The sequence below is a fragment of the Streptomyces sp. NPDC002730 genome, from assembly GCF_042888805.1.
Classification (GTDB): Bacteria; Actinomycetota; Actinomycetes; order Streptomycetales; family Streptomycetaceae; genus Streptomyces.
The window spans coordinates 27,635-50,631 of the sequence record NZ_JBIAQG010000004.1 but is presented as its reverse complement, the minus strand read 5'-3'; the positions used below and the strand labels follow the sequence as shown (position 1 = coordinate 50,631).

The following is a 22,997-nucleotide window of genomic DNA, read 5'->3' as shown; positions in this document are numbered from 1 at the left end:
GCGGCGGGGCCCGTTCGGGCACTGAGGGCCGTCAGCGCATCGGGTCGATGTTCGGGCCACCGGAGCCGGGGGCGGAACGGGCGCGAGTGCGCAGGCGACTGGGAGCGAGACCGGTTCGACGGTCGTCCATGGCGGCCATGGCCAGGCCGAGCAGCAGGGCCACGAGGCCGACGATGATGTTGTTGACCATGGTGCGCACCGTATCCACGTTGCCGGACACGACCCACGGAGAAATGATCGTCCATGCTCCGATGGCTATGGCGCACCAGGCCATGGCGTGGGTCCGCTCGTATGCCGAGCCGAACCCGCCCATGCATATGGCGTAGGCAACGCCGGTGATCAGATTGCAGACGGCCAGAGTGGTGAGGCCGTTGAACCCGACTATCCACGGTGAGGCGGCCAGGTACAGGCCCGTGAGCAGGGCGAGGGTCTCGATCGCCTGGGCACGGGGAGTGGTGGTCGCCCGTTCGAACCGAGATCGCATCTCGGCCAGGTCGGGGTGTTGCTCAATGCTCGGATGGGTGGTCATGCGGGCCGCCTCCTATAGAAGCCTTTATCTGCCCTTTAACTCCATGAAACGCTTACCCGGCATGCCGGTCAACAGGCGACACAGAAGCACCTTTGGCCAATGCTCCGCCTGCGGGTTCAGCGCTCCTTGGCGGGCTCGATGTTCTGGTTGGCGTGGAACAGATTGTGCGGATCGTAGATCCGTTTGATCTCCGCGAGCCGGTCGTAGTGGTCGCGATAGGTGGCCTTGACCCGGTCCTGGCCCTCGCCCGCGCCGAGGAAGTTCACGTACGAGCCGCCCATGGAGTACGGCTGCAGCTCGTCCCAGTAGTCGACGGCCCACTGCTTGATCGTCTGCGCGTTGGCCGGGTCGGGGTCGATACCGGCGATGACACCGGACCAGACGGCGTCCCGGTAGGCCCACGCGGTGTCGTCCGCGCCGACCTTGTGGGCCGCCCCGTCGACCGGGTAGAGATGCATGGTCGACAGGTCGGTGGGGAGGTTCTCGCCGTACTTGAGGTGCACATCGATGGCTTCGTCCGTGATCCGGTCGAAGAAGGACCCGCGCCAGTACCACTGCAGGCCGGCGGGGATCAGTTCGTCGAACATGGTCTGCAGCGCGGGGTACGGCATCGGTGCCGTGAAGTGGAAGGCCGGCCGGCCGGGCTCGTTCACGGGCGCGAGAGTCTCCTCGAGGCGGTCCAGGTCTCCTGTCCAGCACCACACGACGCCGCACATCTTGTGCCCATGGATCTCTTCCGGGAACGGCGGGCCCGGCGGAACGGCGAGCAGCGCGAAGAAGCCGTAGAGGTCCTCGGGTGCCTGCGGCAGGAAGTCGCGGTACCACCGCAGCACCTCGCGGGTGCTGTCGACCGGCCAGACGGTGATTGCGACACCCACGGTGTGCACCGGGTGCAGCCGGACATCGAACGAGGTGACGATGCCGAAGTTCCCGCCACCGCCGCGCAGCGCCCAGAACAGGTCCGGGTTCTCGGTCTCGCTCGCGGTGACGAAGCTGCCGTCGGCGAGCACGACGTCCGCGGACAGCAGATTGTCCACCGTCAGACCGTACTTGCGGGTCAGGTAGCCGTGACCGCCGCCGAGGGTGAGGCCTCCGACGCCCGTTGTCGACATGATGCCGGCGGGGGTGGCGAGGCCGAAGGCGTGTGAGGCGTGGTCGAGATCGCCGAGAACGCTGCCGCCGCCGACCCTGGCGGTCTTCGCGGCGGGGTCGACGCGCACCCAGCGCATCGGCGACAGGTCGATGGTGAGGCCGTCGTCCACCAGACACAGGCCCGGGCCGCTGTGTCCGCCGCCCCGTACGGCGAGTTCGAGACCGTGGTCGCGGATGAAATCGACCGCATCCATCACATCCGCCGCGTCCGTGCACCGCACAATGGCAGCCGGCTCACGGTCGATCATTGCGTTGTAGATCTTGCGGGCCTGGTGGTAATCCGGGTCCTTGGGGCCGATGACCGGACCGCGCAGGGCAGTCCGCATTCCTTCCAGAGTGGTGCCGTCCATCGTGATCTCCTCGACGAGGTGCAGACCGCAACCCGCCAGGCCTTTCGGCCATTCCGGCCGCAGCATCCCGGCCTCGCCGCCGTGGTAGTCGCCGACGGCGGGCCCCGGCCCGGGTCGTCTGGAAGCCCGGGCTCTCTCAGACAGCCGACCAACTCGCTCGGCGGCTGAGCGGAACAGCGGCTGAGCGGAACAGGGGCAGCGACGTATGTCGCCTCTCCTGCTGGGCTGTTGCTGAGCAACAGTGCGTGCCAGCGCTCCGGCACCGTCATGGGCCGCAAGCGCAGTCGGACGCCGCAGAGCTGACATGACCAGCGTCCCGCCGCTCGGCGAGCGGCGCAATCCCGCCGCACCACCAGGTGCCGGGGCCCGGCTCGGAGAGCACCATGGGGCCATGGACGGAAGCATCGGTGACATCAGCGCACCAGGGCGCATCGCCGAACCCGACGAAGGCATCAGCATCGAGGAACTGGCGCTCGCGGCCCGCAACCACGGGCTGCCGCTGGAGGCTTTGCGCTACGACCTCACCCCGGCCGGACTGCACTACGTACTGGTCCACTACGACATCCCCGCCGCCGATGCCGACGCGTGGAAGCTCACCGTCGGCGGCCGGGTACGCACCCCGCTGACCCTGGACATGCGCACACTGCTGTCCTTTCCGGCCGTCACTCAGCGCGTGACGATGGAGTGCGCGGGCAACGGCCGGGCCCGGCTCTCACCACGGCCGGTGAGCCAGCCATGGCTGGTCGAGGCGGTGGGAACAGCCGAGTGGACCGGCGTGCCGCTGCGCACGCTGCTCGCCGAGGCAGGGGTGGCGGCGGATGCCGTCGAGGCCGTATTCACCGGAGCCGATCATGGCGTGGAGCGCGGCATCGAGCAGGACTATCAGCGCAGTCTGCCGTTGCCCATGGCCACGGGCCGCGATCCCGAGGTGCTGGTGGCGTACGAGATGAACGGCCGGCCCTTGCCGCCGCAACACGGCCATCCACTGCGGCTGATCGTCCCCGGGTGGTACGGCATGGCGCACGTGAAGTGGCTGCGCGACATCGCCCTCACCGACGTCCCGTTCACCGGATTCCAGCAGGCGGTGGCCTACCGCTACCGTCAGTCGCCCGAAGATCCCGGCGAGCCGGTCACGCGGATTGCTCCGCGTGCCCTCATGATCCCGCCCGGGTTCCCGGACTTCATGTCCCGCACCCGCGTCGTACGCCCCGGCCGGGTGCGACTGGAGGGCCGGGCGTGGTCCGGCCGTGCCCCGGTGACAACGGTCGAGGTGAGTACCGACGACGGGCGCTCCTGGAGCGATGCCGAGCTCGCCCCGCCGGACGGACATGGCTGGGCCTGGCGCCACTGGCAGGCGTCCTGGACCGCCACGCCGGGCAGCCATGTGCTCAGCGTGCGGGCCACTGACGCCGAGGGCCACAGCCAGCCGCTCAGCCAGCCGTGGAACCGCGGCGGGTTCGCGAACAACCTCGTCCAGCGGATTTCCGTGCTGTGCACACCCGGGGAGTAGCACCGAAGACGGTGGAGCCTCGAAGAGGCAGCTCCGGCAGCCTCCGCCTTCGGATGGTCAGAGCCTCTCGGACTCAGAACGTCTCGGACTCAGACCGTCTCGGCCTCAGAGCGTCTCGGACAGCGAATCCGCCAGCCGCCGACGCGCGGTCCGGGCGGCCGGTACCGCCGCAGCCGCGACCGCGCCCAGAACTGCTCCGACCACCACCGACACCAGCAGGACGGCAGGCGGGACATGGGCGATCCCGGCTCCCATACCGCTGGAACGACCCTGGGTGTCCACCAGCCAGCGGCCGGACAGCACCCCCAGCCCGGTGCCCAGCGCAGCGGCCACCAGTGCCGTGAAGCCGGCGGCCGCCACGATCGCCGAGCTGATCTGCCGCGGCGTCAGACCGATCGCCTTGAGCGCGAGCAGATCGCGGCCGCGGTCACGGACCCCGGTACTGATCAATGTCAGCAGCTCGAGGAACCCGATCAGGGCCAGCACCCCGACCAGCGCCGCGATCACGCCCCGCGCCGGTTCCAGCCGGTCCGCCGGATTGGCCGTCTCGCGGATCTCCAGCGCGCCCCCGGCCCTCTCGGCGAGAGCGCCGCTCACCGCCCGGGGATCCGCGCCGGGCCGCAGGACGAGCAGGTGGAAGTCCGGCCGCAGTGCGGGATCGCGTTCCTGGAGCGTGTCGACCGTTGTGGAGATCACCCGGCCGCCGGTTTCCGGTTCGATGCTGCGGCCGACGATGTGCAGAATCTGCGGCCGTCCTTCCACCGTCATCCGCACCCAGTCGCCGACCCGTACATCCAGCAGATCGAGCAGCCCTTGACCGGCGACCGCCTCGTCGGGGCCATCGGCGGTGCGCCCCTCGACGACGGTGAACGGATAGGGGGCGCGGGAGGTGCCGAGCCCGCGCAGGGTGATGGTGCCGGTCTGGCCAGGTACCAGGGCGGCGACCTCCACGCCGGGGTGGACCGCTTCGACGTCCGGCGGCGCGGTCAGCGCGCGGTCCAGCTCCTGGCCGGTCAGACTGCCGGGCTGCTCGGCCCGTACGGTCAGCGCCGCGGGTACGCCCATCTCCGCGGGGCGGCTGCGGAACATGTCCAGAGTGGACCAGGCGACCAGCGCAACCGTGATCATGAGCAGCGGCAGCGCAAGGCGGGCCACGGTGATCAGGGTGCGAGTCCGCCTGGGGAAGGCCGCCCGCCAGCCGAGCACCAGCGCCGGCGGCACCCGCATTCCGAGTGCCCGGCGCCCCAGCCCGGTCATCGGCGCGGCCGAGGGCAGGGCTGCCCGGGCGACGGGTACCGGCGGTACTCGTCCGGCCCGCCAGGCGGCCAGTCCGGTGGCGGTCGCGATCAGCAGCACCGCGCCGCTCGGGACGCCGAGCATCACGGCGGTGTGCCCGGGCAGGTCCTGCCACACCCCGGCCGCGTCCCCGATCCGGCCGGGTATCCGGGCACCCAGCAGCGCGATCGCCGCCGTGCCCAGCGTGACCCCGAGCAGTGCGAAGGCGAGGTGCTGCAGGAGGAAGCCGCGTATCACCTGGCCCGGGGTGAACCCGATCGCTTTGAGGATCGAGATATCCCTCAGCTGTCCGCGGATACGGGCGCTGATCGCCCCGGATGCGGCGAGCGCGGCGGCCAGCAACGCGCCCAGCCCGAACACGGCGAACAGCTGCCCGAGAAGCCGGTCGTCGCTCCCGGCCTCGGCGCGCGCCTGCTGCCACTTGGTCACCTGGGCGACCCGGTCGGCGCCGAGCAGGGTGACGGCCTGCTGGACGGTGAAGTCGATGTCGGCCGGATCGTCCAGCCGCAGCCCGACGCTCTGCCCGGTGCTGTGTGGCGCCACGGCGTCGAGCGTGCCCGGCAGCACCCAGCCGATGCCGGGCTCGCCGCCCGGTCGGTAGCGGGGTTCCGCGGCCTCGGCGACACCGGCCACCCGGAGGGTGCGGGCCGTGCCGTCCGATCCCGCGACGGTGAGGGTGTCGCCCGGCTCCGCCCACAGCACACGCGCGACCGAGCTCTCCAGCACGACGCCCGCTGTCTGTGTATCGAGCCAGTGGCCCGCGGTGACGAGCGGCCTGGCGATCTGCGGCGGCTCGGTGCCGGCCGCGCGCAAGGACACGCTCGCCCTGGCGCCACGGGACTCCAGGGTCGCCCGACCGGTGCGGTACGGCCCCGAGACACCGGCGACACCGTCCAGCCCGGACAGCGCGTCCGTGTCCGCGGCGACGCGGGTGTGCAGCCAGACGTGGGCGCCCTTGGACTGGGTGAAGATCCGCTGCCAGGGGTTGGCGGCGTAGCTGAACAGGGCCACCGCGAGCAGCAGTGAGGCGATGATCCCGGCGCTGGCCAGGACGACGAAGAGCGACTGTCCGCGGTGTGCCCTCAGATCGGCGTGCGCCCAGCGCAGAGTGGCCCGCACGGTCACTCCTTCAGTTCGAGTACGCCGGAGACTCCGCCGCCCGGGCTGCGGCGCCCCGCCCCGAGCGCGGCGTCGTCGGCTATGCGTCCGTCGAAGAAGCTGATGACCCGGTCGGCAGCGCTGGCCATCCGGGCGTCATGGGTGACCAGCAGGATGGTCTGCCCGCGCTGGTGGAACCGGGAGAGGAGCCGGAGCACTTCCCGGGTGCCCTTGCTGTCCAGACTGCCGGCCGGTTCATCGGCGAGCAGCAGTGCGGGATGGTTCACCAGCGCCCTGGCCAGGGCAACGCGCTGCTGCTCGCCGCCGGAGAGCTCGCCCGGCATGGACCGCTCCCTGCCTTCGAGGCCGAGTTCGGCGAGCAGTTCGGCACGGCTGTCCCGGGCTGCCCTGGGTGAGGCCCCGGCGAGCAGCGCGGGCAGTTCGACGTTGTCGGCGACGGTGAGATCGGAGACCAGGTTGAAGAACTGGAACACGATGCCGATGCTCCGGCGGCGCAGCACCGCCCAGCGGGCCTCGCGATACTCGTCCACCCGGCGGCCGTCGAGCCAGAGACGGCCGCTGTCGGGCCGCTGGAGTCCGCCGATCAGATGCAGCAGTGTGGACTTGCCGGCGCCGGAGGGCCCGGTGACGGCGACGAATTCCCCGGGCTGGACGGTGAGATCCACTCCGCGTACGGCTTCCACGGGTGAGCCTTCGCCGCGATGGGTCTTGGTCAGGCCCTCGGCGCGCACGATCGGCACCGTGTCTCCCCGACCGGTTGCGGGTGCGGACTCGCCCAGCACGGCAGGAGCGGCGTCGTCGCTCATTCCAGCTCCTCCTGACAGCGTTCCAGCCAGTCGAGGTCGGCCTGCAGATGCAGCATCGCGCCCTCGATCAGCAGCTGGGAGACCCTGTTGTTCCGGTCCTCGGATGCGGCCAGCTTCGACAGATCACGCATGGTGTTCAGATACTGCCGCCGCTGTTTGTTGATCAGGGTGACCGGGTCGGCCAGCCCGGACTCCGGGGCGAGGGCGATCTTCATGAAGAACTCGTCCCTTACCCGCGGCTCGTCCGTGGTCTCGTCGAACCAGGCGAGCACGGCCTCACGCCCGGCATCGGTGAGCCGGTACGTACGCTTGTTGGGCCTGCCCGACTGCTCGACGTCCTCGCCGGCGATCAGACCGACCTTTTCCAGCCGCCCGAGGGTGACATAGATCTGGCCGACGTTCGGCTGAGGGTACGCGGCACCCAGGAGCTTCTCAAGGTCCTGCTTGAGCTCGTAACCGTGCGCCGGGCCACGGGAGAGGAGTGCCAGGAGCGGCAGCCGCACGCGCTCCCCTCCCTCCCGCTCCATAGTTTCTTGTTGGCTCGGATACGGGCTGTGGTTCGCGCCACCCGCCTTCTCCGCCTGGACATCTAGTATCGCCCATGCCTAACGGGTATACATAGGCCACATGGGACGGCGGCGCAGCCGGATCGGTGCACTGGGAGGAACCTATGCGGTGGATGCACGCCGCGGGTAGGGGGCTTCTGGTTGTCGCGGTGCTGCTCGCGGGTTACGCGGGTTTCGCCACCCAGCCCGGTGCCGGCGATCCCAAGGGCCGCGGCCCCATGACGCTGGTGACCGCGGGCGATCTCACCGACTATCTCGGTCCGCTGCTGGACAACTGGAATCGCAGCCGTCCGAAGGAGAAGGTCACGCTCGTCGAGCTGCCCGACTCCGCGGACGAGACCCGGGCCCAGATGATCAGCGAACTGCGGTCCGGCAGCGACCGGTTCGATGTACTGAACATCGATGTGGCCTGGACCTCCGAGTTCGCGGCGGCCGGCATGATCTCGCCGCTGCGGCCGGGCCGGTTCTCGCTGAACACCTTCCTGGCGCCCGTGGTGGACACCGCAACCTTCGACGGCCGCCTGTATGCGGTTCCGTATGTCACCAACGCCGGCTTGCTGTACTACCGCAAGGACATCCTGGAGCGGGCGGGCGAACGGCCGCCGCGCACCTGGGCGGAGCTGGCCCGGCTTGCCCGTACGATCGCTCCCCAGTACGGCATGGACGGCTACGCCGGTCAGTTCCTGCCGTACGAAGGACTGACGGTCAACGCCACCGAAGCCGTGCACTCGGCGGGCGGCTCGATCCTGCGGGACGACGGCGCGCTGGTGACGGTGGACTCGGCCGCGGCCCGTGCCGGACTCGAGTTCTTGGCGGGCGGAGTGCGGGAGGGCTGGATCTCCCCCAAGGCCCGCGGCTACAAGGAGGAGGAGTCCCGGCAGGCGTTCCAGGACGGCCGGCTGCTCTTCCTGCGGAACTGGCCCTATGTGTATGCGATGGCCAACGCCAAGGGGTCGAAGGTGGCCGGCAAGTTCGGCGCCGTGCCGCTGCCGGGACCGTCCGGGCCGGGCACCAGTGTGCTGGGCGGCTCCAATCTCGCGGTCAGCAGCCACTCCCGGCATCCGGAGTCGGCCGCCGATCTGATCGCCTATCTCACCAGCGAGCGCGTCCAGCGGCAGGTGCTCACCAAGGGCTCGCTGCCGCCGGTGCGCGCCTCGTTGTACGAGGACCCGGCTCTGATCCGGGCATACCCGTATCTGCCGACGCTTCGGCAGAGCGTGCTGGCGGCCGAGCCGCGCCCCAAGAGCCCCCGGTACGACCAGGTGAGTCTCGCCGTGCAGGCCGTCGTACAGGACGTCATGGCGCTGCGGCAGACGCCGCAGCAGGCCGTGGCCCGGCTGTCCCGCGAGCTGGGATCGATCTCCCGCAAGGGCTGAATCTGCGCACCCCTCCACACCGGTCACTACTTACATGTTAAGTACTGACCGGTTTTTGCATACCCTCAAATTCTCGGGCATATCCGGCGGGTTTTCACCGCATCGTTGACACCTTCCCGTCACCGCTACTTAACATGCATGCATAACAGCGCACCCGCTCTGGGGCGCTCTCGCATCCAGCAGGAACAGGTCAACGCGAGATGCTCACAGCTCTTCCGGCCGCCCTCGGCCAGCCCTCCCGCACCGCCACCGCCCCCGCCTGGTGGCGCGATGCGGTGATCTACCAGGTCTACGTCCGCAGCTTCCTCGACAGCACCGGGGACGGCATCGGCGACCTGGCCGGCGTACGGGCCGGGCTTCCGTACTTGAGGAAGCTCGGTGTCGACGGCATCTGGCTCAGCCCGTTCTATCCGTCGCCCCAGCACGACCACGGCTATGACGTCGCCGACTACCGCGATGTCGACCCCGTCTACGGCGACCTGGCCGAATTCGACCTGCTGATGGCCGACGCCCGCCGACTCGGGCTCAAGCTGCTGCTCGACATCGTCCCCAACCACTGCTCCAGCGAGCACCCGTGGTTCGGTGAGGCGCTCGCCGCCGGTCCCGGCAGCGCCGCCCGCACCCGGTTCCACTTCGCCGACGGCCGCGGCCCGGACGGCGCGGAGCCGCCCAACAACTGGCGGGCGATGTTCGGCGGCCCCGCCTGGAGCCGGATCACCGAAGCCGACGGCACCCCCGGGCAGTGGTATCTGCACCTGTTCACTCCGCAGCAGCCCGACCTGAACTGGCGCAATCCTGAGGTCGGCGACTCCTTCGAGCAGGTGCTCCGCTTCTGGCTGGACCGGGGCGTGGACGGCTTCCGTATCGATGTCGCCGCCGGCCTCTTCAAGCACCCGGAGCTGCCCGACTCGGCCGACCCCGCCGCCGACGAGCGCTCCCGGGACTCGGTGAACCCGCTTGCCTGGAACCAGCCCGAAGTCCACGAGGTGTGGCGGCGCTGGCGCTTGGTCTGCGAGGAGTACACGGCGCGGGACGGCAACGAGCGGCTACTGGTCGGCGAGGTCTCCGTACCGACCGCGCGCGAACACGCGGAGTATGTACGGCCCGACGAGCTGCACCAGGCCTTCTTCTTCGATCTGCTCAGCGCCCCCTGGGATGCCGACGCTTTCCGGACCACCATCACGGAGGCGATACGCGACATCGCGGGAACCGGCTCCACCGTCACCTGGGTGCTCAACAACCACGACCAGGTCCGCACGGTCACCCGCTACGCGGGTGAGCCCGGCGTGGAGGCCAGTGGGCTGGGTGCGGCACGGGCCCGCGCCGCCGCACTGCTGATGCTGGCGCTGCCCGGTGCCGCGTACGTCTATCAGGGCGAGGAGCTCGGCCTCCCGGAGGTCCTGGACCTGCCGGACGATGTGCTCACCGACCCGATCTTCCACCGCACGGGCAGTCGCAAGCACATCAGGGACGGCTGCCGGGTGCCGCTGCCGTGGTCAGGTCACGCCTCCCCGTTCGGCTTCAGCCAGGGCGCGGCCGGAGCCAGGCCCTGGCTGCCACAGCCCGAGTGGTTCGCCGAACACGCCACCGACCGGGCGCTGGCCGACACCCGCTCCTTCTGGCACCTCTACCGCGAAGGGCTCCAGCTCCGCCGCAGTCTTCCCCAGCTGGGCGAGGGCAGCCTGCGCTGGCTGGAGTCGCCGCCGCAGGTCCTCGCCATGGTCCGGGGCGACGGCCTGATCTGCGCGGTCAACTTCGGCACCGAACCCGTCGCCGCGCCGGTCGCCGGTACTCCTCTCCTCTCCAGCGGCCCCTGCGCGGACGGTGTGCTCCCCGGAGCGACCGCCGCGTGGTGGACGGGCGACTGCCCCACCCCCTGAACTCCCCATCCCCACCCTCTTGGAAGGACTGTCACCATGCGACGACTCTCAACGAACCGGCGGACAGCTGCGGCCGCCTCCACGGCACTCGCCCTCGCCCTCGGTGCGACGGCCTGCGGCGGCTCGACCGGCCCGGCGAGCGGCAAGGAGCTCAGCGGCCAGACCGTGACCGTGGCCGGTGTCTGGACCGGCAGCGAGCAGAAGAACTTCCGCAAGGTGCTGGACGCGTTCACCGAACAGACCGGCGCCAAGACGGTCTTCGTGCCCACCGGTGACAATGTCTCCACCTTCGTCGGCAGCAAGATCGAGGGCGGCAACGCCCCGGACGTGGCGATGGTGCCTCAGGTCGGCGTACTCCAGCAGTTCGCCAAGGAGGGCTGGCTCGCACCCCTGTCGCAGAAGACCGCGACGACCGCCGGCGCCAACCTCGCCGATGTGTGGAAGAACTACGGAACCGTCAACAAGACCTACTACGGCCTCTACTTCAAGGCGGCCCACAAGTCGACCGTCTGGTACAGCCCGAGCGCGTTCGAGCAGGCCGGAGTCAAGGAGCCCAAGAGCTACCCGGACATGCTCAAGGCGGGCCGTACGCTCGCCGACTCGGGACTCCCGGGCTTCTCCGTCGCCGGTGAGGACGGCTGGACCCTCACCGACTGGTTCGAGAACATCTACCTCTCGCAGGCGGGCCCAGCGAAGTACGACCAGCTGGCCGCCCACACTCTGCCGTGGACCGACGCCAGCGTGGTCAAGGCACTCACCACGCTCGGCGAGATCTTCAAGGACAAGCAGCTCGTCGCGGGCGGCTCCGCAGGAGCGCTGCGCACTGACTTCCCGGGCTCGATCGAGCAGGTCTTCGGACCCGAGCCCAAGGCCGGCATGGTCTACGAGGGCGACTTCGTCGGCGGTATGGCCAAGGACAACTTCGGCCGCAAGCTCGGCGAGGACGCCAAGTTCTTCCCGTTCCCCGGGGTCGACAGCGGCAAGGCACCGGTGGTGAGCGGCGGCGACGCGGCCGTGGTGCTCAAGGACGGCAAGAACCAGAAGGGGGCGCAGCGACTGCTGGAGTTCCTGGCCACTCCGGAAGCGGCTTCGGTCTGGGCCGGCGCGGGCGGCTTCGTCTCCCCCAACAAGGACGTGAAGCCCGCCTCGTACGCGGACGACACCACCCGTGCCACGGCCAAGTCACTGGTCGAGGCAGGTGACTCGGTCCGCTTCGACATGTCCGACCAGGCCCCGGCCGCGTTCGGCGGAACCAAGGGTGTGGGCGAGTGGAAGCTCCTCCAGGACTTCCTGCGCGACCCCTCGGACCCGAAGGCCACCGCGGCCAAGCTCGAAGCCGCGGCCGCCAAGGCGTACCGGAACTGAGGTCGCACTCCATGGCTGTCACTGTCACCAAATCCGGGCACGCCGCCACCCCGCGGCGGCGTGCCCAGCGCAGGAAGCGGAACATCGCAGTGGTGTTCGTCCTGCCCGCCCTCCTGCTGCTCGGCGCGCTGGTCGTCTACCCGGTGCTGTTCTCCGCCGGCCGCAGCCTCTTCGACGCGAGCGGTGATCGCTTCGTCGGCGGCGACAACTACGCCGAGATATTCAGCGACCCCGCGACCCTCAAGGCGATCCGCAACAGCACCATCTGGGTGGTCGTGGCTCCGGTTCTGCTGACCGGTCTCGGCCTGGTACTCGCCGTGCTCACCGAGAAGGTGCGCTGGGCCACCGCCTTCAAGCTGGTGCTCTTCCTGCCCATGGCCGTGTCGTTCCTCGCCGCCGGCATCATCTTCCGGCTCGTCTACGAGGAGGACCCGGACCGGGGCGTGCTCAACGCCGTGGCCGTCGGCGTACACGACGCCTTCGACGACCGCTCCGCCTACCCCACCGCCAGGGCCCGCGAGAACCAGGGCCTGACCAGGGACACGGGCGGAACGTACCGCACGGCCGACGCGGTCAGCCCCGGGAAGTCGATCAGTCTCGGCTTCGTCGGAGTGGCGCCGGACAAGATGCCGGCTGAGGCCCGGCCCGCACATGCCGCGTCCTCCGCCGCGCCCGCCGCGGACGAGGTCAGGGGCGTCGTCTACCTCGACTTCACCCCCGGCGGCGGCGGTACGCCGGGCAAGGTCGACCCGGCCGAGAAGGGCCTGCCGGGGATGTCGGTGGAGGCGGTACGGGACGGAAAGGTGGCGGCCACGGCCACCACCGCTGCGGACGGCTCGTTCAACTTCCGCGGTCTGGAAGCCGGTTCGTACACCGTCCGGCTTCCGGCGGAGAACTTCGCGGCACCCTACCAAGGCATTTCCTGGCTCGGCCCGGCGCTGGTGACCCCGGCCATCATCGGTGCCTATCTATGGATCTGGACCGGATTCTCGATGGTGCTGATCGCAGCAGGACTCGCTGCTCTCCCCCGGGACTCGCTGGAGGCGGCCCGGATGGATGGCGCCAACGAGTGGCAGATTTTCCGGAAGATCACGGTGCCGCTGCTCACTCCGGTACTGACGGTGGTCTTCGTGACCCTGGTGATCAATGTGATGAAGGTCTTCGACCTCGTCTACATCATCGCGCCGGGACCGGTCCAGGAAGAGGCCAATGTACTGGCGACCCGGATGTGGCTGGTGTCCTTCGGCGGCGGCAACAACCAGGGACTCGGCAGCGCCTTGAGCGTGCTGCTGCTTCTTCTGGTCGTGCCCGCCATGATCTTCAATGTCCGGCGCTTCCGAAGGAGCGGAAAATGAGCGGCCACAGCACCATCGAGCGCAATTCGTCCCCGCACACGGCCGCGACCTCCGCCCACCTCGCCACTCTGCCGCGGCGCCCGCGTCCGCGTCCGCTGAGCCGACTGAGCACCTGGTTCGGCAACGGACTGGTCCAGGCCGTCCTGATCGTGGTCGCACTTGTCTGGATCACCCCGCTGGCCGGGCTGTTCCTCTCCTCGATGCGCTCCGAGCAGGACAACGCGACCGAGGGCTGGTGGACGGCGCTGACCGACCCCGGGCAGCTGTCCCTCGACAACTACACCGCTCTGTTCGAGAACTCCGGTATCACGCAGGCCTTCTGGAACACCGTGCTGATCTCGGTGCCGGCCACCGCTCTGGTCGTCGGAATCGCGGCACTGGCCGGATACGCCTTCGCCTGGCTGGAGTTCCCGGGCCGCGAGGCGATCTTCCTGGTGGTCGTGGGCCTCCTCGTGGTGCCCGTCCAGATCGGGCTGCTGCCGGTGGCCAAACTGTTCGGCGCCGTCGGGCTGTTCGGCACGATTCCGGGTGTGATCCTCTTCCATGTCGCGTACGGACTGCCCTTCGCGATCTTCCTGCTCCGTAACTACTTCGCCGAGATCCCGCGCGAAATGCTGGAGGCCGCACGGATGGACGGCGGCAGCGAGTGGCGGATCTTCTCCCGACTGATCCTTCCACTCGGACGGCCCGCGCTGGCCAGCCTGGCCATCTTCCAGTTCCTCTGGGTCTGGAACGACATGCTGGTCGCACTGCTCTTCGCGGACAGCGAGTCCCAGCCGCTCACGGTCGCCCTCCAGTCCGAGATGCGGCAGTTCGGCAGCAATATCGAGGTTCTGGCGCCGGGCGCCTTCCTCTCGCTGGTGGTGCCGCTGGTCGTCTTCTTCGCCTTCCAGCGGCACTTCGTCCAGGGAGTGATGGCGGGCTCCGTCAAATAGCCGGCGTACAAGTGGCCGACGTGCGAACAGCCGACGTGAAAGCCGGGTCCTGAACCCGGCTTCACCGCCGGGGTTCGGCCCACGGTTGGCGCAATGGTGCGGGCGGTGCCCGGCGGGTACGCACACTTGCCGGACACCGCCGCCGCAGCCGAGGAGCCGGCTTGGAGACGAAGCCCGGGCCCGACCTCACGTCCACACCCCTCACATCGCTCATGGAGGCGCTGACGCTGACAACGGGCATGGTCGAAGCCGTGAGCCTGCTCGCTCTGGGGTCCGTGTTCACCGCCATGCAGACCGGCAATGTGCTTTTCTTCGGATTCGCGCTCGTGGGCGAGGGCAGCGCCTCCGCAGTGGCGACGTCCGTGTCGCTCGGGTCGTTCGCCGCCGGAGCCCTCCTCGGCGCCCGGCTGGAGTCGGCGATGGAAGCCCGCAAGCGCCGGTGGCTCGTTCTCGCGCTGATCATGGAGTCGGCGCTGCTCGCTGTGGCGGCGTTCACGGCTTGGGGGCTCGTACGGGCGGACGGTGCGCCGTCCGCCCGCCACATCGCGGTGGTGGCCTTGGTGGCGCTCGCCATGGGCATGCGCAATGTGACCGCGATGCGCGCTCATGTGCCGGACCTGCCCACCACCCTGGTCACGCGGACCATCACCGCACTGGTCAGCGGTTCGCAACTCGGGCACGACACGGCGCTGGGCTACGGCAGCGGCGCCTCGGCCCGCAGGGGCGTCGCCGTCCTCGCGATGTTCACGGGCGGCGTCCTCGGCGCATGGCTGCTCCACCTGCACTGGTCACCGACGGGAGTGCTGCTCCTGGTGGCCGCCGTCGTCCTTGCCGTCGCGGCCGCGGTCGCCACCACCTCCCGGCACCGTCCTCCGCCGACGATGTGACCCCTGCTTCGCGCTCTCCACGGACGCGGTACGCGATCGGACGATCCCGCGCGCGAGCCGCCACGCTCCGCCTTGTTCCGCCTCGTTCCGCCTTGTTCCACGCAACAGTTCCACCGTGCGGCCACGGTGCGTGAGCTATGTTGCACGAGTGGGACGACAAGGAGGCACACCGGTGCCATCAGGGCAGCAGGCACGCGCACAGGCGTCCGCGATCACGCCGGGAAAGCAGTCTCCGGACGTGGAAGCAGCTCCCACGGACAGGGTTCTCGCACTGTTCGGCGGCCACCGGCTGTCTCCCGCGCAGCGACGCATCGCCCAGTACATGGTCGACCACCTCACCGAGGCCGCGTTCCTGTCGATCACGGATCTCGCGGAACGCGTGGGTGTGAGCCAGCCGTCGGTGACCCGCTTCGCCTCCTCCTTGGGTTTCAGCGGATTTCCCGCGCTCCGAGAGGCCCTCCAGCCCATCGCGCTCAGCGCGGGCACCCAGTCCCCCGACACGCGGGAAGAGATCCGCCGCAATGAACTACAGGCAGCCGTCGACGCCGAGATCGAGAACCTGGAGAGTTTGCGCCGTGTTCTGGCCGACCCCAACCAGGTGCTCGAGATCGGCCGCGACCTCGCCCTTTCGACGCCCCTGACCGTTCTTGGCCTGCGGATCTCCGTGTCGCTGGCGGAATACTTCGCCTATGCCGCCAGGCGGATCCATCCCGACGTGCGCCTGGTGACCCGCGGCGGCAGCGTCGCCTACGACGCGCTGCTCCAGTCGCGGGAAGCAGGCGGGACCTGGATGCTGGCGTTCGCGATGCCCAGGCACGCCAACGAGACCCTGGCAGCGATGCGGGCCGCCCGTAGGACGGGGCTGCATGTCGCGCTGATCACCGACCTGACGCTCGGGCCGCTCGTGGACGAAGCCGATGTGGTACTCACCGCCGGCACCGGATCACGTCTCGTCTTCGACTCCTACGCGGCGCCTGTGGTCATGTCCGCCGCCGTCCTCCAAGCCATGGCCGATGCCGATCCCGAGCGCACGCAGGTGCGACTGGAGGGCTACGAGCATGCCGCGGAACAGCACGACTTCTTCCTCGAGGACTGAAGCGGGTTCCTCCTCACGGACCGACGCGAGCGTGCATCCGCTCAGTCGACCCGGCACGGGCCGCCCTGCCTGCCGGTTCGCGTCCCACCGAAGACTTGATCATGGATCAGTCATCACATTTTGTGCATGAATTTTTTCATACCCTTGCTTACTCGACGGTATATATATTTACTGCATCTGCGACCCCCGGGTGCCCCGAAGTCGCGAGCCAGACCTCAGCACTCACCGAAGGAAAGCCGGCGGTCCGCACCATGCACCTCACGCCTCGCCCCGCCGCACGCGGCGCAGCCCGCAGGAAGCAGCTGGGGCCGGTACGACGGTCGGGTCTCGGGTCTCGCGCGAACGAAAGCGGACGCAGACTCGGCATCGTCTGCCGACTCGCGCAGTCGGTGGAACGCACCACGACAGTGAATGCCACTCAGGTACGCGCGGTGTACCGCATCGAGCCCCTACGGGCCACGTGACCGAACACCCAGGGACGACGCCCCTCCTCCTCGCGTCGGCCCATGGTGTTCAACCCGGGCGCTGCGCCTTTTTCGCGCGGATGCCCTTGGCGGCCCCGGTCAACCCCTGGGCCGGGGCCGCCACCAACCTCCGCGACCACCCCCGCGATCAGAGCCCACCCGCCTCACATCCGGAAGCGACGACGATGTCCCAGACCTTCTCACCGATCGACTCCGACTGGCCTTGTCAGGTCAAGGCCCCCGGTAGCCACGATTGGGAGCGCACGGCGGCCCGGTGGCTGCGAGACCTCCTGCCGGCCCGCTATGCGGGCTACTCGACGCTCACCCGCCACCACATCCTGCTCGCCCGCCATGCGCACCTCCAGGTGCAGCACGAGATACGAGCCGTGCGGGTCGCACTGCAGACCTGCCGGGCGGAACTGCCCACCCTGGGAGTGTCCGAGGTCATCATCGAGAGCACCATCAGGCTGTACGCCATCGAGCTGGAGCAGCTGAACCGCCTGGCCCGCGGCGTCCGGCTGATCACCGAGGCACTCCTCGCGGGCACCGATGCGCACCGCAGGCGGACGCACGTCTAGGAGCGGGGCGTCCCGGCCGGCCAACCGGTCGAGCCGACACCGGAGCGCGAACGCCTGACGTGCGGGCCCGGCCTGGGCATCGCACGATGGAGTTCGCCACCGGCGGGTCCACCGACGGGGGTCACCGGCTCCTGACGAGGGGACCCCTGGATGCGCCAGTACCCGCCCATCGCCGACCACGGGATGATCGGTGACCTGCAGACCGCTGCTCTGGTGGCGTCCGACGGAGCGATCGACTGGTTCTGCGCGCCGCGATTCGACTCGCCCAGCATCTTCGCCGCTCTGCTCGACCAGGACCGTGGCGGCAGTTTCCGGATCGCAGCCGACCACCCGGATGCCAGGATCACCCAGCTCTACCTCCCCGACACCGCAGTCCTGGTCACCCGTTACCTCACCGCCGACGGGGTGGGCGAGGTCGTGGACTTCATGCCGGTGGACACCCCGGAAACCCCCACGGACCGGCACCGGATCTTCCGAGCGATGCGCGTCGTGCGCGGCAGCATGACGTTCACCGTGGAGTGCAGACCTCGCTTCGACTACGGCCGTGCCACGCACAAACTGAGCCTGAACGAGGCCGGCGACGCCGCTGTCTTCACCGGCCCCGGCATCGACGTACACCTCCAGAGCACCGCACGGCTGAGCGCCGAAAACGACCGCGACGTCCAGGGCGTCGTCACACTGCAGGCCGGTGAACTCGCCGTCGTCGTACTGACCACCTGCGCCGCCGGCGACGCGCCGCCGGAGCCCCTCAACGCCGACATGGCATGGGCCACTTGGCGGGCGACCGTACAGTACTGGCACAGCTGGCTCCGGACGTCCCGCTACCGCGGCCGCTGGCGGCAGACCGTGAACCGCTCGGCCATCACCCTCAAGCTGCTCACGTACGCGCCCACGGGCGCCCCGATCGCCGCCGCGACCGCGGGACTGCCCGAGCAGGTGGGCGGCGAGCGCAACTGGGACTACCGATACACCTGGATCCGGGACGCCTCGCTGTCCGTACGATCCCTGATCGATCTGGGTTTCACCGAGGAGGCGGACGCCTTCCGCCGATGGCTCGGCCAGCGGGTGGCCGCGGGCGCGACCGTCTCCGGCGAGCCGCTGCAGATCATGTACCGGGTGGACGGCGACCCGCACCTGAGCGAGGAGCTGCTCGACCACCTGGAGGGCTATCTCGGATCGTTCCCGGTACGTATCGGGAACGGAGCGGCCGACCAGCTCCAGTTGGACATCTACGGCGAGGCTGCATTCGCCATGCTGGAGTTGGGAGCCATCGCGGAGACCGCCGGCTACCAGGGCTGGCTTGCTCTCGCGGGTGTCCTGGACTGGCTCGCCGACAACTGGGACCGGCCCGACGAGGGCATCTGGGAGACCCGCGGCGGCCGCCACGACTTCACCTACAGTCGGCTGATGTCCTGGGTGGCCTTCGACCGCGGCATCCGTATCGCGCGCGACAACGCCCGGCCCGCCGACCTGGAGCGCTGGACCGCCACCCGCGACGCGATCTTTGTGCAGGTGATGGAGCGCGGCTGGAACGAGCAGCGCCAGGCCTTCGTCCAGCACTACGACACCGACGTCCTGGACGCCTCACTGCTGCTCATGCCGCTCGTCGGGTTCATCGCGCCCAAGGACCCGCGCTGGCTCGCCACTCTCGACGCCATGGAGCGCGAGCTGGTCTCCGACAGCCTCGTCTACCGCTACAACCCGTCCGCCTCCCCGGACGGGCTCCAGGGCTCCGAGGGCACATTCACGCTGTGCACCTTCCACTATGTGCAGGCGCTCGCCCGCGCGGGGCGGGTCGAAGAGGCACGCTACGCCTTCGAGAAGATGCTCACCTACGCCAACCATGTCGGCCTTTTCGCCGAGGAGATCGGCCCGACGGGAGAGCAACTGGGCAACTTCCCACAGGCGTTCACCCATCTGTCCCTCATCACAGCAGCCGTGGCACTGGACGTGGAACTCGACAAGGCCGAAAGTCTGGGGCCCTAGCCGACGCGCTGGACGCGCATCGCACGGTCCGGACGCGCATCGCAAGGTGACGAATGCTCCCGGACGCCGGCTGAGCGCCCGCTACCGGAAGATCGCCATCGCCTGGACTTCCAGCACCGCGTCGTCGGCGTTCCAGTCCTGGACCTTGCCGAGACAGCGTGCCGAGAAGGTGCCCTGCGGGACCTCGTTGCGCAGTCCCTCCGTCGCACAGGTGACACGGACGCGAGGACCCAGCGCGGGATCGTCCGGGTCCCCGTAGGGCGCCAGAAAAACCGTGGACTCCGCCGTTTCACTGATCTTCCGGAAGCGGCCTCTGATCAGCACGAAGTCCTCGATGTCACGCAGGCGTACGGACTGCTGCGAGGTCCCGGAACCGTGCAGGGTCACCAGCCCCTTGGCCAGTGCCGTATTCCGTCTGACGGTCTGGTTGACGAGGTCGACGTGCACGATGACGTCCTTCTCCTCGAGCACATCCATGATGATGCCGATGACCGAAATGGGCTCGGCCACCTCGAGAAACTTGGCAACAATCTCACGGTTGTCGCGCCTGCCCGCGCCGGCACCCACCCCGAAGACCGTGGCACGGACATTCCCGTCCTTGGTGGCTGTGGTCCGCTGCTCCACCTCCTTCCGCAGAGCTGCCTCGTAGCGCCGCATCTGGTAGTGGTCCATGACGGATTTGTCGTGGAGGTAGAAGCAGATGCTGAAGGTGAGGTTCTGACCGTCGGTCCGCCTGCCGCGGGTGAACCAGGAGAGCGACAGGACGAGCAGCGTCACAACGCCGGCCGCGGTCAGCAGCCACGGGAGCAACCAGGGCCACCAGACTCCCCACCACGCCTCACTGAACACACCCACGGATCTCCTTGAATGCGCTGAGGAGCGACTGGGCGGTGGCGTCGACCATACGTCCGCCGGTCGCCCGTGCCGCTCGATCGAGTTCCTCGGTGTCGGCCTCGCCGTAGCGAATGGTGTAGGTGCGCACCGCGTGGGCCGCGCGCGCCTGCGCTGCGTACCGGCTGATGAAGGCGTCGAGATCCATCCCGGCGTTGTTCTCACCGTCCGTCATGAGAACGATGGAGACAGCCTGCCCCGGGTGGTCGCGCACGGTGGTGGACACCTTCCGGTAGGCGTGGTCGAGGGTGGACCAGATGGCGGTGCTCCTATCGAAGTCGTCGGACGCCACAAATCCGCGGAGACGGTCCAGGTCCCGCTGCCCGTCGTAGGTCACACTCCGCTCGTCGAGTACGCGGCCGCCGAACCGCACCACGGTGAGCGACTCGCCCCGGTAGAACCGGACGAACTTTCCGGAGCGCGAGTCGTCAGCACCGCTGAGCCCGTCGAAGGTGGCGCGCAGCTTCGCGATGCGCTCGCCCCGCATCGACCCGGAGAAGTCGAGCAGAAAGACCATCCGGGCAGGCTTGTCGCGCTGTGGATCGCCGTAGTCCGCGAGGAGACGGTCAACCACCTCGTGCTTGTCCGGGAAGTACAGGGCATTGCCGACGGGTTCGCGCAGGCGGGTGTCTCGCGCCACAGCGGGATCGATCGGCCGGCGCAGCGTACGTTCCATGATCTTCTTCTGTGCCGGTTTGCTCTTCAGCCAGCCCACCAGCCTGTCGTACGCAGCGCGCTTGGCGGGGTCGAGCAGCAGCAGGGGGTAGTCGGACAGCACCATGCCGTCCTTGGGATAGACGATCTCCAGCGGCTTGCGGAGCCTCCCGCTGCTGTTGAGAGTGAGCAGCTCGGACTCGTAGGTGATGAGGGCGTCCAGGTCGTTCTGCCGGCGTACGAAGCCGTCCGCCAGGCGGCCGGAGGAGTCCTCGGTGAGTTCGTGTCCGCTGAAAAAACCGCGCAGCCGGTCGCAGGAGACATCGGCCGGACGCAGTGCACTGCCCGTACCCGCGGCGGCGGTCGCGACTCCGACAAGTGCGGCGAGGCCGCTGTTGGTGTGCCGCGGGTCGGCCATGCCGAAGCTCAGGGAACCGTCCGCCGCGGCGTCGGCGACATCGGCCCAGGAGATCTGCCGGTCGGGCGTCCTGCGGCGCAGCTGCTCCGCCGTTCCGGGCTTCATACCGATGACGACGGGCGAGCGCATGATGCTGGTGGCCAGGGGCTTCTCGGCGTTGTTTCCGGCCTCCTTCAGCTTGAGCTGGAAGTAGCGGTCGGACGAGAGCCAGGCGAGATCGTGGCGGTAGTCGCCCGGGGCGAGTGCGTTGCTGGCGTCCACGGTGCCCCGGTAGTCCATCTCCAGCGTGATCCCGGTGTCCCGGCGGAGGTCGTCGAGCAGGGGCCGCATATCGGCGAGCTCCGAACTGGCCAGCACCCGCAAGGTGACCGGCTCGGGATCGCCCGTGGAGCAGGCCGTGGCAGCGCCGAGCCACAGCCCCGCCGTACACAGGGCGATGAAGCGCGTCAGACGGCGCCGCGCCCTCATTCGGGCCGCCCGGCCTCGGTCTCGGCAGCCGGGCAGTCACCCACGATGGAGATCATTCTTTCCAGGAACCGGAGCCTGGGCATCGATGACCTGGTGTTGTCTCCCGCCATCGACGGGACGGGGATATGGCGCTGCTGCAGGAACCGGGCCAGCTGGTCACCCGCGACCTCCCCCGTCGGGTCGAGGATCCGGAAGCCCAGTTCCATTGCCCGTTGCCGCAATTCGGGGTCACGGGTGATGAGTTCACCGAGCCGGTCGCCGTCCCGGTTGAGTGCGATGAACTGGGGCTGGGTCACGAACTGGCTGGCCGGGTAGAGAAGCACCCGCTCGGAGTCCAGTTTCTTCGACTCGGCCCGGTACTGCACCTGGTAGCTGAGGTACTGGTGCTCGTACGCCACCACCACGGGGGCTATTCCTTTTCCTTCCGGGGAGATGTACGTCCGGAACACGTCGGCGGCCGGCAGGCCCTGCTCCAGGAGGGGTTTGATCTCCCGGGCGCGGTCGTCCGCCTCCTGATCGGAGTCGGGTACTTCGTCGCCCTTGCCGTGCCTGGTGAAGGCCACCAACGCCAGGTAGGTTCCGGCGGAGTTGGACCCACAGACGTCGGGACTCTGGGCGACGATCCTGTTCGCGTTGGTGATCCCGTGGTTCTGGATCCCGATCTTTTCCCACCTGGTCTCCTGGTGGATGCTCTCCAGGAATTTCCCCATGTCCAGCACGTAGTAGAGCGGCTGGTTCTGCACGGAGGAGCGTTGCGCGGTGGCGATTCCCTCGTCCTGCAGAGTCTCGGCGTACTCGCGATAGGTGGCGAGCACGATCGGGCTGACGAACGGCCGGTGCACCTTGACGTACTGGTTCTTCGCCGCACGCTGACTGGTGATCAGGTCCCCGGCGGGCTGCCCCGAAGGAAAGACGAAGTCGTACGAGGAGATGTCCCCGATGGCCACGTCACGGGATCCCGAACTGGTGATGTGGACGCGTATGTGATGCTTCATCAGAAGCCGCTGAACCTCTTCGTCCTCGAAGAAGTCCCGCTTGGAGGCCATTTTGCCCTCCAGCGTGACGACTCGCTCGAAGGGCAGAAGGATGTTTCCCGAGACGGCCAGCACGGTCACACCTGTGAGAACGGCGGCCAGTACGGGCAGGAAGGCGACCAGGAAGCTGCGCCGTGACCATAAGGAGGACGACTGACGCCGTATGGCCAGGCGTGGCTCCTCGACGACAGGTCTCTCCCCGATGACCACGGACGCCTCCCCCGATGTCCCGCGTCTCAGCTCAGGGAACAGCTTTCCCCAATCGGGTGCCCATTAGGGCCG

General features: G+C 68.9%; 18 protein-coding genes. 10 read left to right on the top strand and 8 right to left on the bottom strand.

From position 1 onward, the window contains the following. Positions 1–31: 31 nt before the first annotated feature. Both ACFYXH_RS11515 and ACFYXH_RS11510 read right to left on the bottom strand, forming a co-directional pair. Positions 32–529 carry an SPW repeat protein gene (locus ACFYXH_RS11515; RefSeq protein WP_327321763.1) on the bottom strand — a complete coding sequence of 166 codons (498 nt, stop codon included), beginning with the start codon at positions 527–529 and terminating at the stop codon, positions 32–34. 116 nt (positions 530–645) lie between these two features. Continuing rightward, entirely contained in the window at positions 646–2,031 is a 1,386-nt protein-coding gene (locus ACFYXH_RS11510) for an FAD-binding oxidoreductase (RefSeq protein WP_389561877.1), read from the bottom strand. Positions 2,032–2,422: 391 nt separating this feature from the next. On the opposite strand from ACFYXH_RS11510, the gene ACFYXH_RS11505 reads away from it, so the two are divergent. Then, positions 2,423–3,541, top strand: a complete 1,119-nt coding sequence (locus ACFYXH_RS11505; protein ID WP_389561876.1) for a sulfite oxidase — start codon at positions 2,423–2,425, stop codon at positions 3,539–3,541. Between the two features lie 105 nt (positions 3,542–3,646). On the opposite strand, the gene ACFYXH_RS11500 is transcribed toward ACFYXH_RS11505, so the two are convergent. The 3 genes from ACFYXH_RS11500 to ACFYXH_RS11490 are packed head-to-tail and all read right to left on the bottom strand — an operon-like array spanning position 3,647 to position 7,265. Continuing rightward, positions 3,647–5,956: an FtsX-like permease family protein gene (locus tag ACFYXH_RS11500; protein WP_389561875.1), complete on the bottom strand. Its 2,310-nt coding sequence runs from the start codon at positions 5,954–5,956 to the stop codon at positions 3,647–3,649. Between the two features lie 2 nt (positions 5,957–5,958). Then, positions 5,959–6,762 (bottom strand): ABC transporter ATP-binding protein, encoded by an 804-nt coding sequence (locus ACFYXH_RS11495; RefSeq protein WP_389561874.1) that lies wholly within the window; start codon positions 6,760–6,762, stop codon positions 5,959–5,961. Then, entirely contained in the window at positions 6,759–7,265 is a 507-nt protein-coding gene (locus tag ACFYXH_RS11490; RefSeq protein WP_327321768.1) for a PadR family transcriptional regulator, read from the bottom strand. The genes ACFYXH_RS11495 and ACFYXH_RS11490 overlap by 4 nt, the downstream gene beginning before the upstream one ends. Positions 7,266–7,432: 167 nt before the next feature. Here ACFYXH_RS11490 and ACFYXH_RS11485 point away from each other — a divergent pair, with 167 nt between their 5' ends. The 9 genes from ACFYXH_RS11485 to ACFYXH_RS11445 all read left to right on the top strand — a co-directional run bounded on the left by ACFYXH_RS11485 (position 7,433) and on the right by ACFYXH_RS11445 (position 19,250). Continuing rightward, positions 7,433–8,704 (top strand): ABC transporter substrate-binding protein, encoded by a 1,272-nt coding sequence (locus ACFYXH_RS11485; RefSeq protein WP_389561873.1) that lies wholly within the window; start codon positions 7,433–7,435, stop codon positions 8,702–8,704. 200 nt (positions 8,705–8,904) lie between these two features. After that, positions 8,905–10,584 (top strand): glycoside hydrolase family 13 protein, encoded by a 1,680-nt coding sequence (locus ACFYXH_RS11480; RefSeq protein WP_389561872.1) that lies wholly within the window; start codon positions 8,905–8,907, stop codon positions 10,582–10,584. Between the two features lie 36 nt (positions 10,585–10,620). Next, positions 10,621–11,949, top strand: coding sequence for an ABC transporter substrate-binding protein (locus ACFYXH_RS11475; protein ID WP_389561871.1), 1,329 nt, complete (start codon positions 10,621–10,623; stop codon positions 11,947–11,949). Positions 11,950–11,960: 11 nt separating this feature from the next. Beyond that, positions 11,961–13,304: a carbohydrate ABC transporter permease gene (locus tag ACFYXH_RS11470; RefSeq protein WP_389561870.1), complete on the top strand. Its 1,344-nt coding sequence runs from the start codon at positions 11,961–11,963 to the stop codon at positions 13,302–13,304. Further along, the gene (locus tag ACFYXH_RS11465) at positions 13,301–14,239 is read left to right on the top strand and encodes a carbohydrate ABC transporter permease (RefSeq protein ID WP_389561869.1); all 939 of its coding nucleotides are present in this window, start codon (positions 13,301–13,303) and stop codon (positions 14,237–14,239) included. Before ACFYXH_RS11470 ends, ACFYXH_RS11465 begins: the two co-directional genes overlap by 4 nt. A 161-nt stretch (positions 14,240–14,400) precedes the next feature. Next, positions 14,401–15,126 carry a YoaK family protein gene (locus tag ACFYXH_RS11460; protein ID WP_389561868.1) on the top strand — a complete coding sequence of 242 codons (726 nt, stop codon included), beginning with the start codon at positions 14,401–14,403 and terminating at the stop codon, positions 15,124–15,126. A 172-nt stretch (positions 15,127–15,298) separates the two neighbouring features. After that, complete coding sequence (locus ACFYXH_RS11455; protein ID WP_327321775.1) at positions 15,299–16,222, top strand: MurR/RpiR family transcriptional regulator; 924 nt, start codon at positions 15,299–15,301, stop codon at positions 16,220–16,222. A 649-nt stretch (positions 16,223–16,871) separates the two neighbouring features. Continuing rightward, positions 16,872–17,264, top strand: a complete 393-nt coding sequence (locus ACFYXH_RS11450) for a hypothetical protein (protein WP_327321776.1) — start codon at positions 16,872–16,874, stop codon at positions 17,262–17,264. Between the two features lie 150 nt (positions 17,265–17,414). After that, entirely contained in the window at positions 17,415–19,250 is a 1,836-nt protein-coding gene (locus ACFYXH_RS11445; protein WP_389561867.1) for a glycoside hydrolase family 15 protein, read from the top strand. 81 nt (positions 19,251–19,331) lie between these two features. On the opposite strand, the gene ACFYXH_RS11440 is transcribed toward ACFYXH_RS11445, so the two are convergent. Genes ACFYXH_RS11440 through ACFYXH_RS11430 form a run of 3 tightly spaced genes read right to left on the bottom strand, consistent with a single transcriptional unit; the run spans position 19,332 to position 22,925 of the window. After that, on the bottom strand, positions 19,332–20,105 hold the full coding sequence (locus ACFYXH_RS11440) for a hypothetical protein (protein ID WP_389561866.1): 774 nt from the start codon (positions 20,103–20,105) through the stop codon (positions 19,332–19,334). Then, a complete protein-coding gene (locus ACFYXH_RS11435; protein ID WP_389561865.1) occupies positions 20,089–21,681 on the bottom strand; it encodes a substrate-binding domain-containing protein in 1,593 nt (530 codons plus the stop codon). The genes ACFYXH_RS11440 and ACFYXH_RS11435 overlap by 17 nt, the downstream gene beginning before the upstream one ends. After that, positions 21,678–22,925 (bottom strand): hypothetical protein, encoded by a 1,248-nt coding sequence (locus ACFYXH_RS11430; RefSeq protein WP_389561864.1) that lies wholly within the window; start codon positions 22,923–22,925, stop codon positions 21,678–21,680. The genes ACFYXH_RS11435 and ACFYXH_RS11430 overlap by 4 nt, the downstream gene beginning before the upstream one ends. Positions 22,926–22,997 lie beyond the last annotated feature (72 nt).

Excerpts from the sequence above, each read along its gene's own strand:
- ACFYXH_RS11470 (WP_389561870.1), top strand. The coding sequence starts at position 11,961 with ATGGCTGTCACTGTCACCAAATCCGGGCACGCCGCCACCCCGCGGCGG.
- ACFYXH_RS11450 (WP_327321776.1), top strand. The coding sequence starts at position 16,872 with ATGTCCCAGACCTTCTCACCGATCGACTCCGACTGGCCTTGTCAGGTC.
- ACFYXH_RS11465 (WP_389561869.1), top strand. The coding sequence starts at position 13,301 with ATGAGCGGCCACAGCACCATCGAGCGCAATTCGTCCCCGCACACGGCC.
- ACFYXH_RS11495 (WP_389561874.1), bottom strand. The coding sequence starts at position 6,762 with ATGAGCGACGACGCCGCTCCTGCCGTGCTGGGCGAGTCCGCACCCGCA.
- ACFYXH_RS11480 (WP_389561872.1), top strand. The coding sequence starts at position 8,905 with ATGCTCACAGCTCTTCCGGCCGCCCTCGGCCAGCCCTCCCGCACCGCC.
- ACFYXH_RS11475 (WP_389561871.1), top strand. The coding sequence starts at position 10,621 with ATGCGACGACTCTCAACGAACCGGCGGACAGCTGCGGCCGCCTCCACG.
- ACFYXH_RS11510 (WP_389561877.1), bottom strand. The coding sequence starts at position 2,031 with ATGGACGGCACCACTCTGGAAGGAATGCGGACTGCCCTGCGCGGTCCG.
- ACFYXH_RS11435 (WP_389561865.1), bottom strand. The coding sequence starts at position 21,681 with ATGAGGGCGCGGCGCCGTCTGACGCGCTTCATCGCCCTGTGTACGGCG.
- ACFYXH_RS11485 (WP_389561873.1), top strand. The coding sequence starts at position 7,433 with ATGCGGTGGATGCACGCCGCGGGTAGGGGGCTTCTGGTTGTCGCGGTG.
- ACFYXH_RS11505 (WP_389561876.1), top strand. The coding sequence starts at position 2,423 with ATGGACGGAAGCATCGGTGACATCAGCGCACCAGGGCGCATCGCCGAA.
- ACFYXH_RS11515 (WP_327321763.1), bottom strand. The coding sequence starts at position 529 with ATGACCACCCATCCGAGCATTGAGCAACACCCCGACCTGGCCGAGATG.
- ACFYXH_RS11445 (WP_389561867.1), top strand. The coding sequence starts at position 17,415 with ATGCGCCAGTACCCGCCCATCGCCGACCACGGGATGATCGGTGACCTG.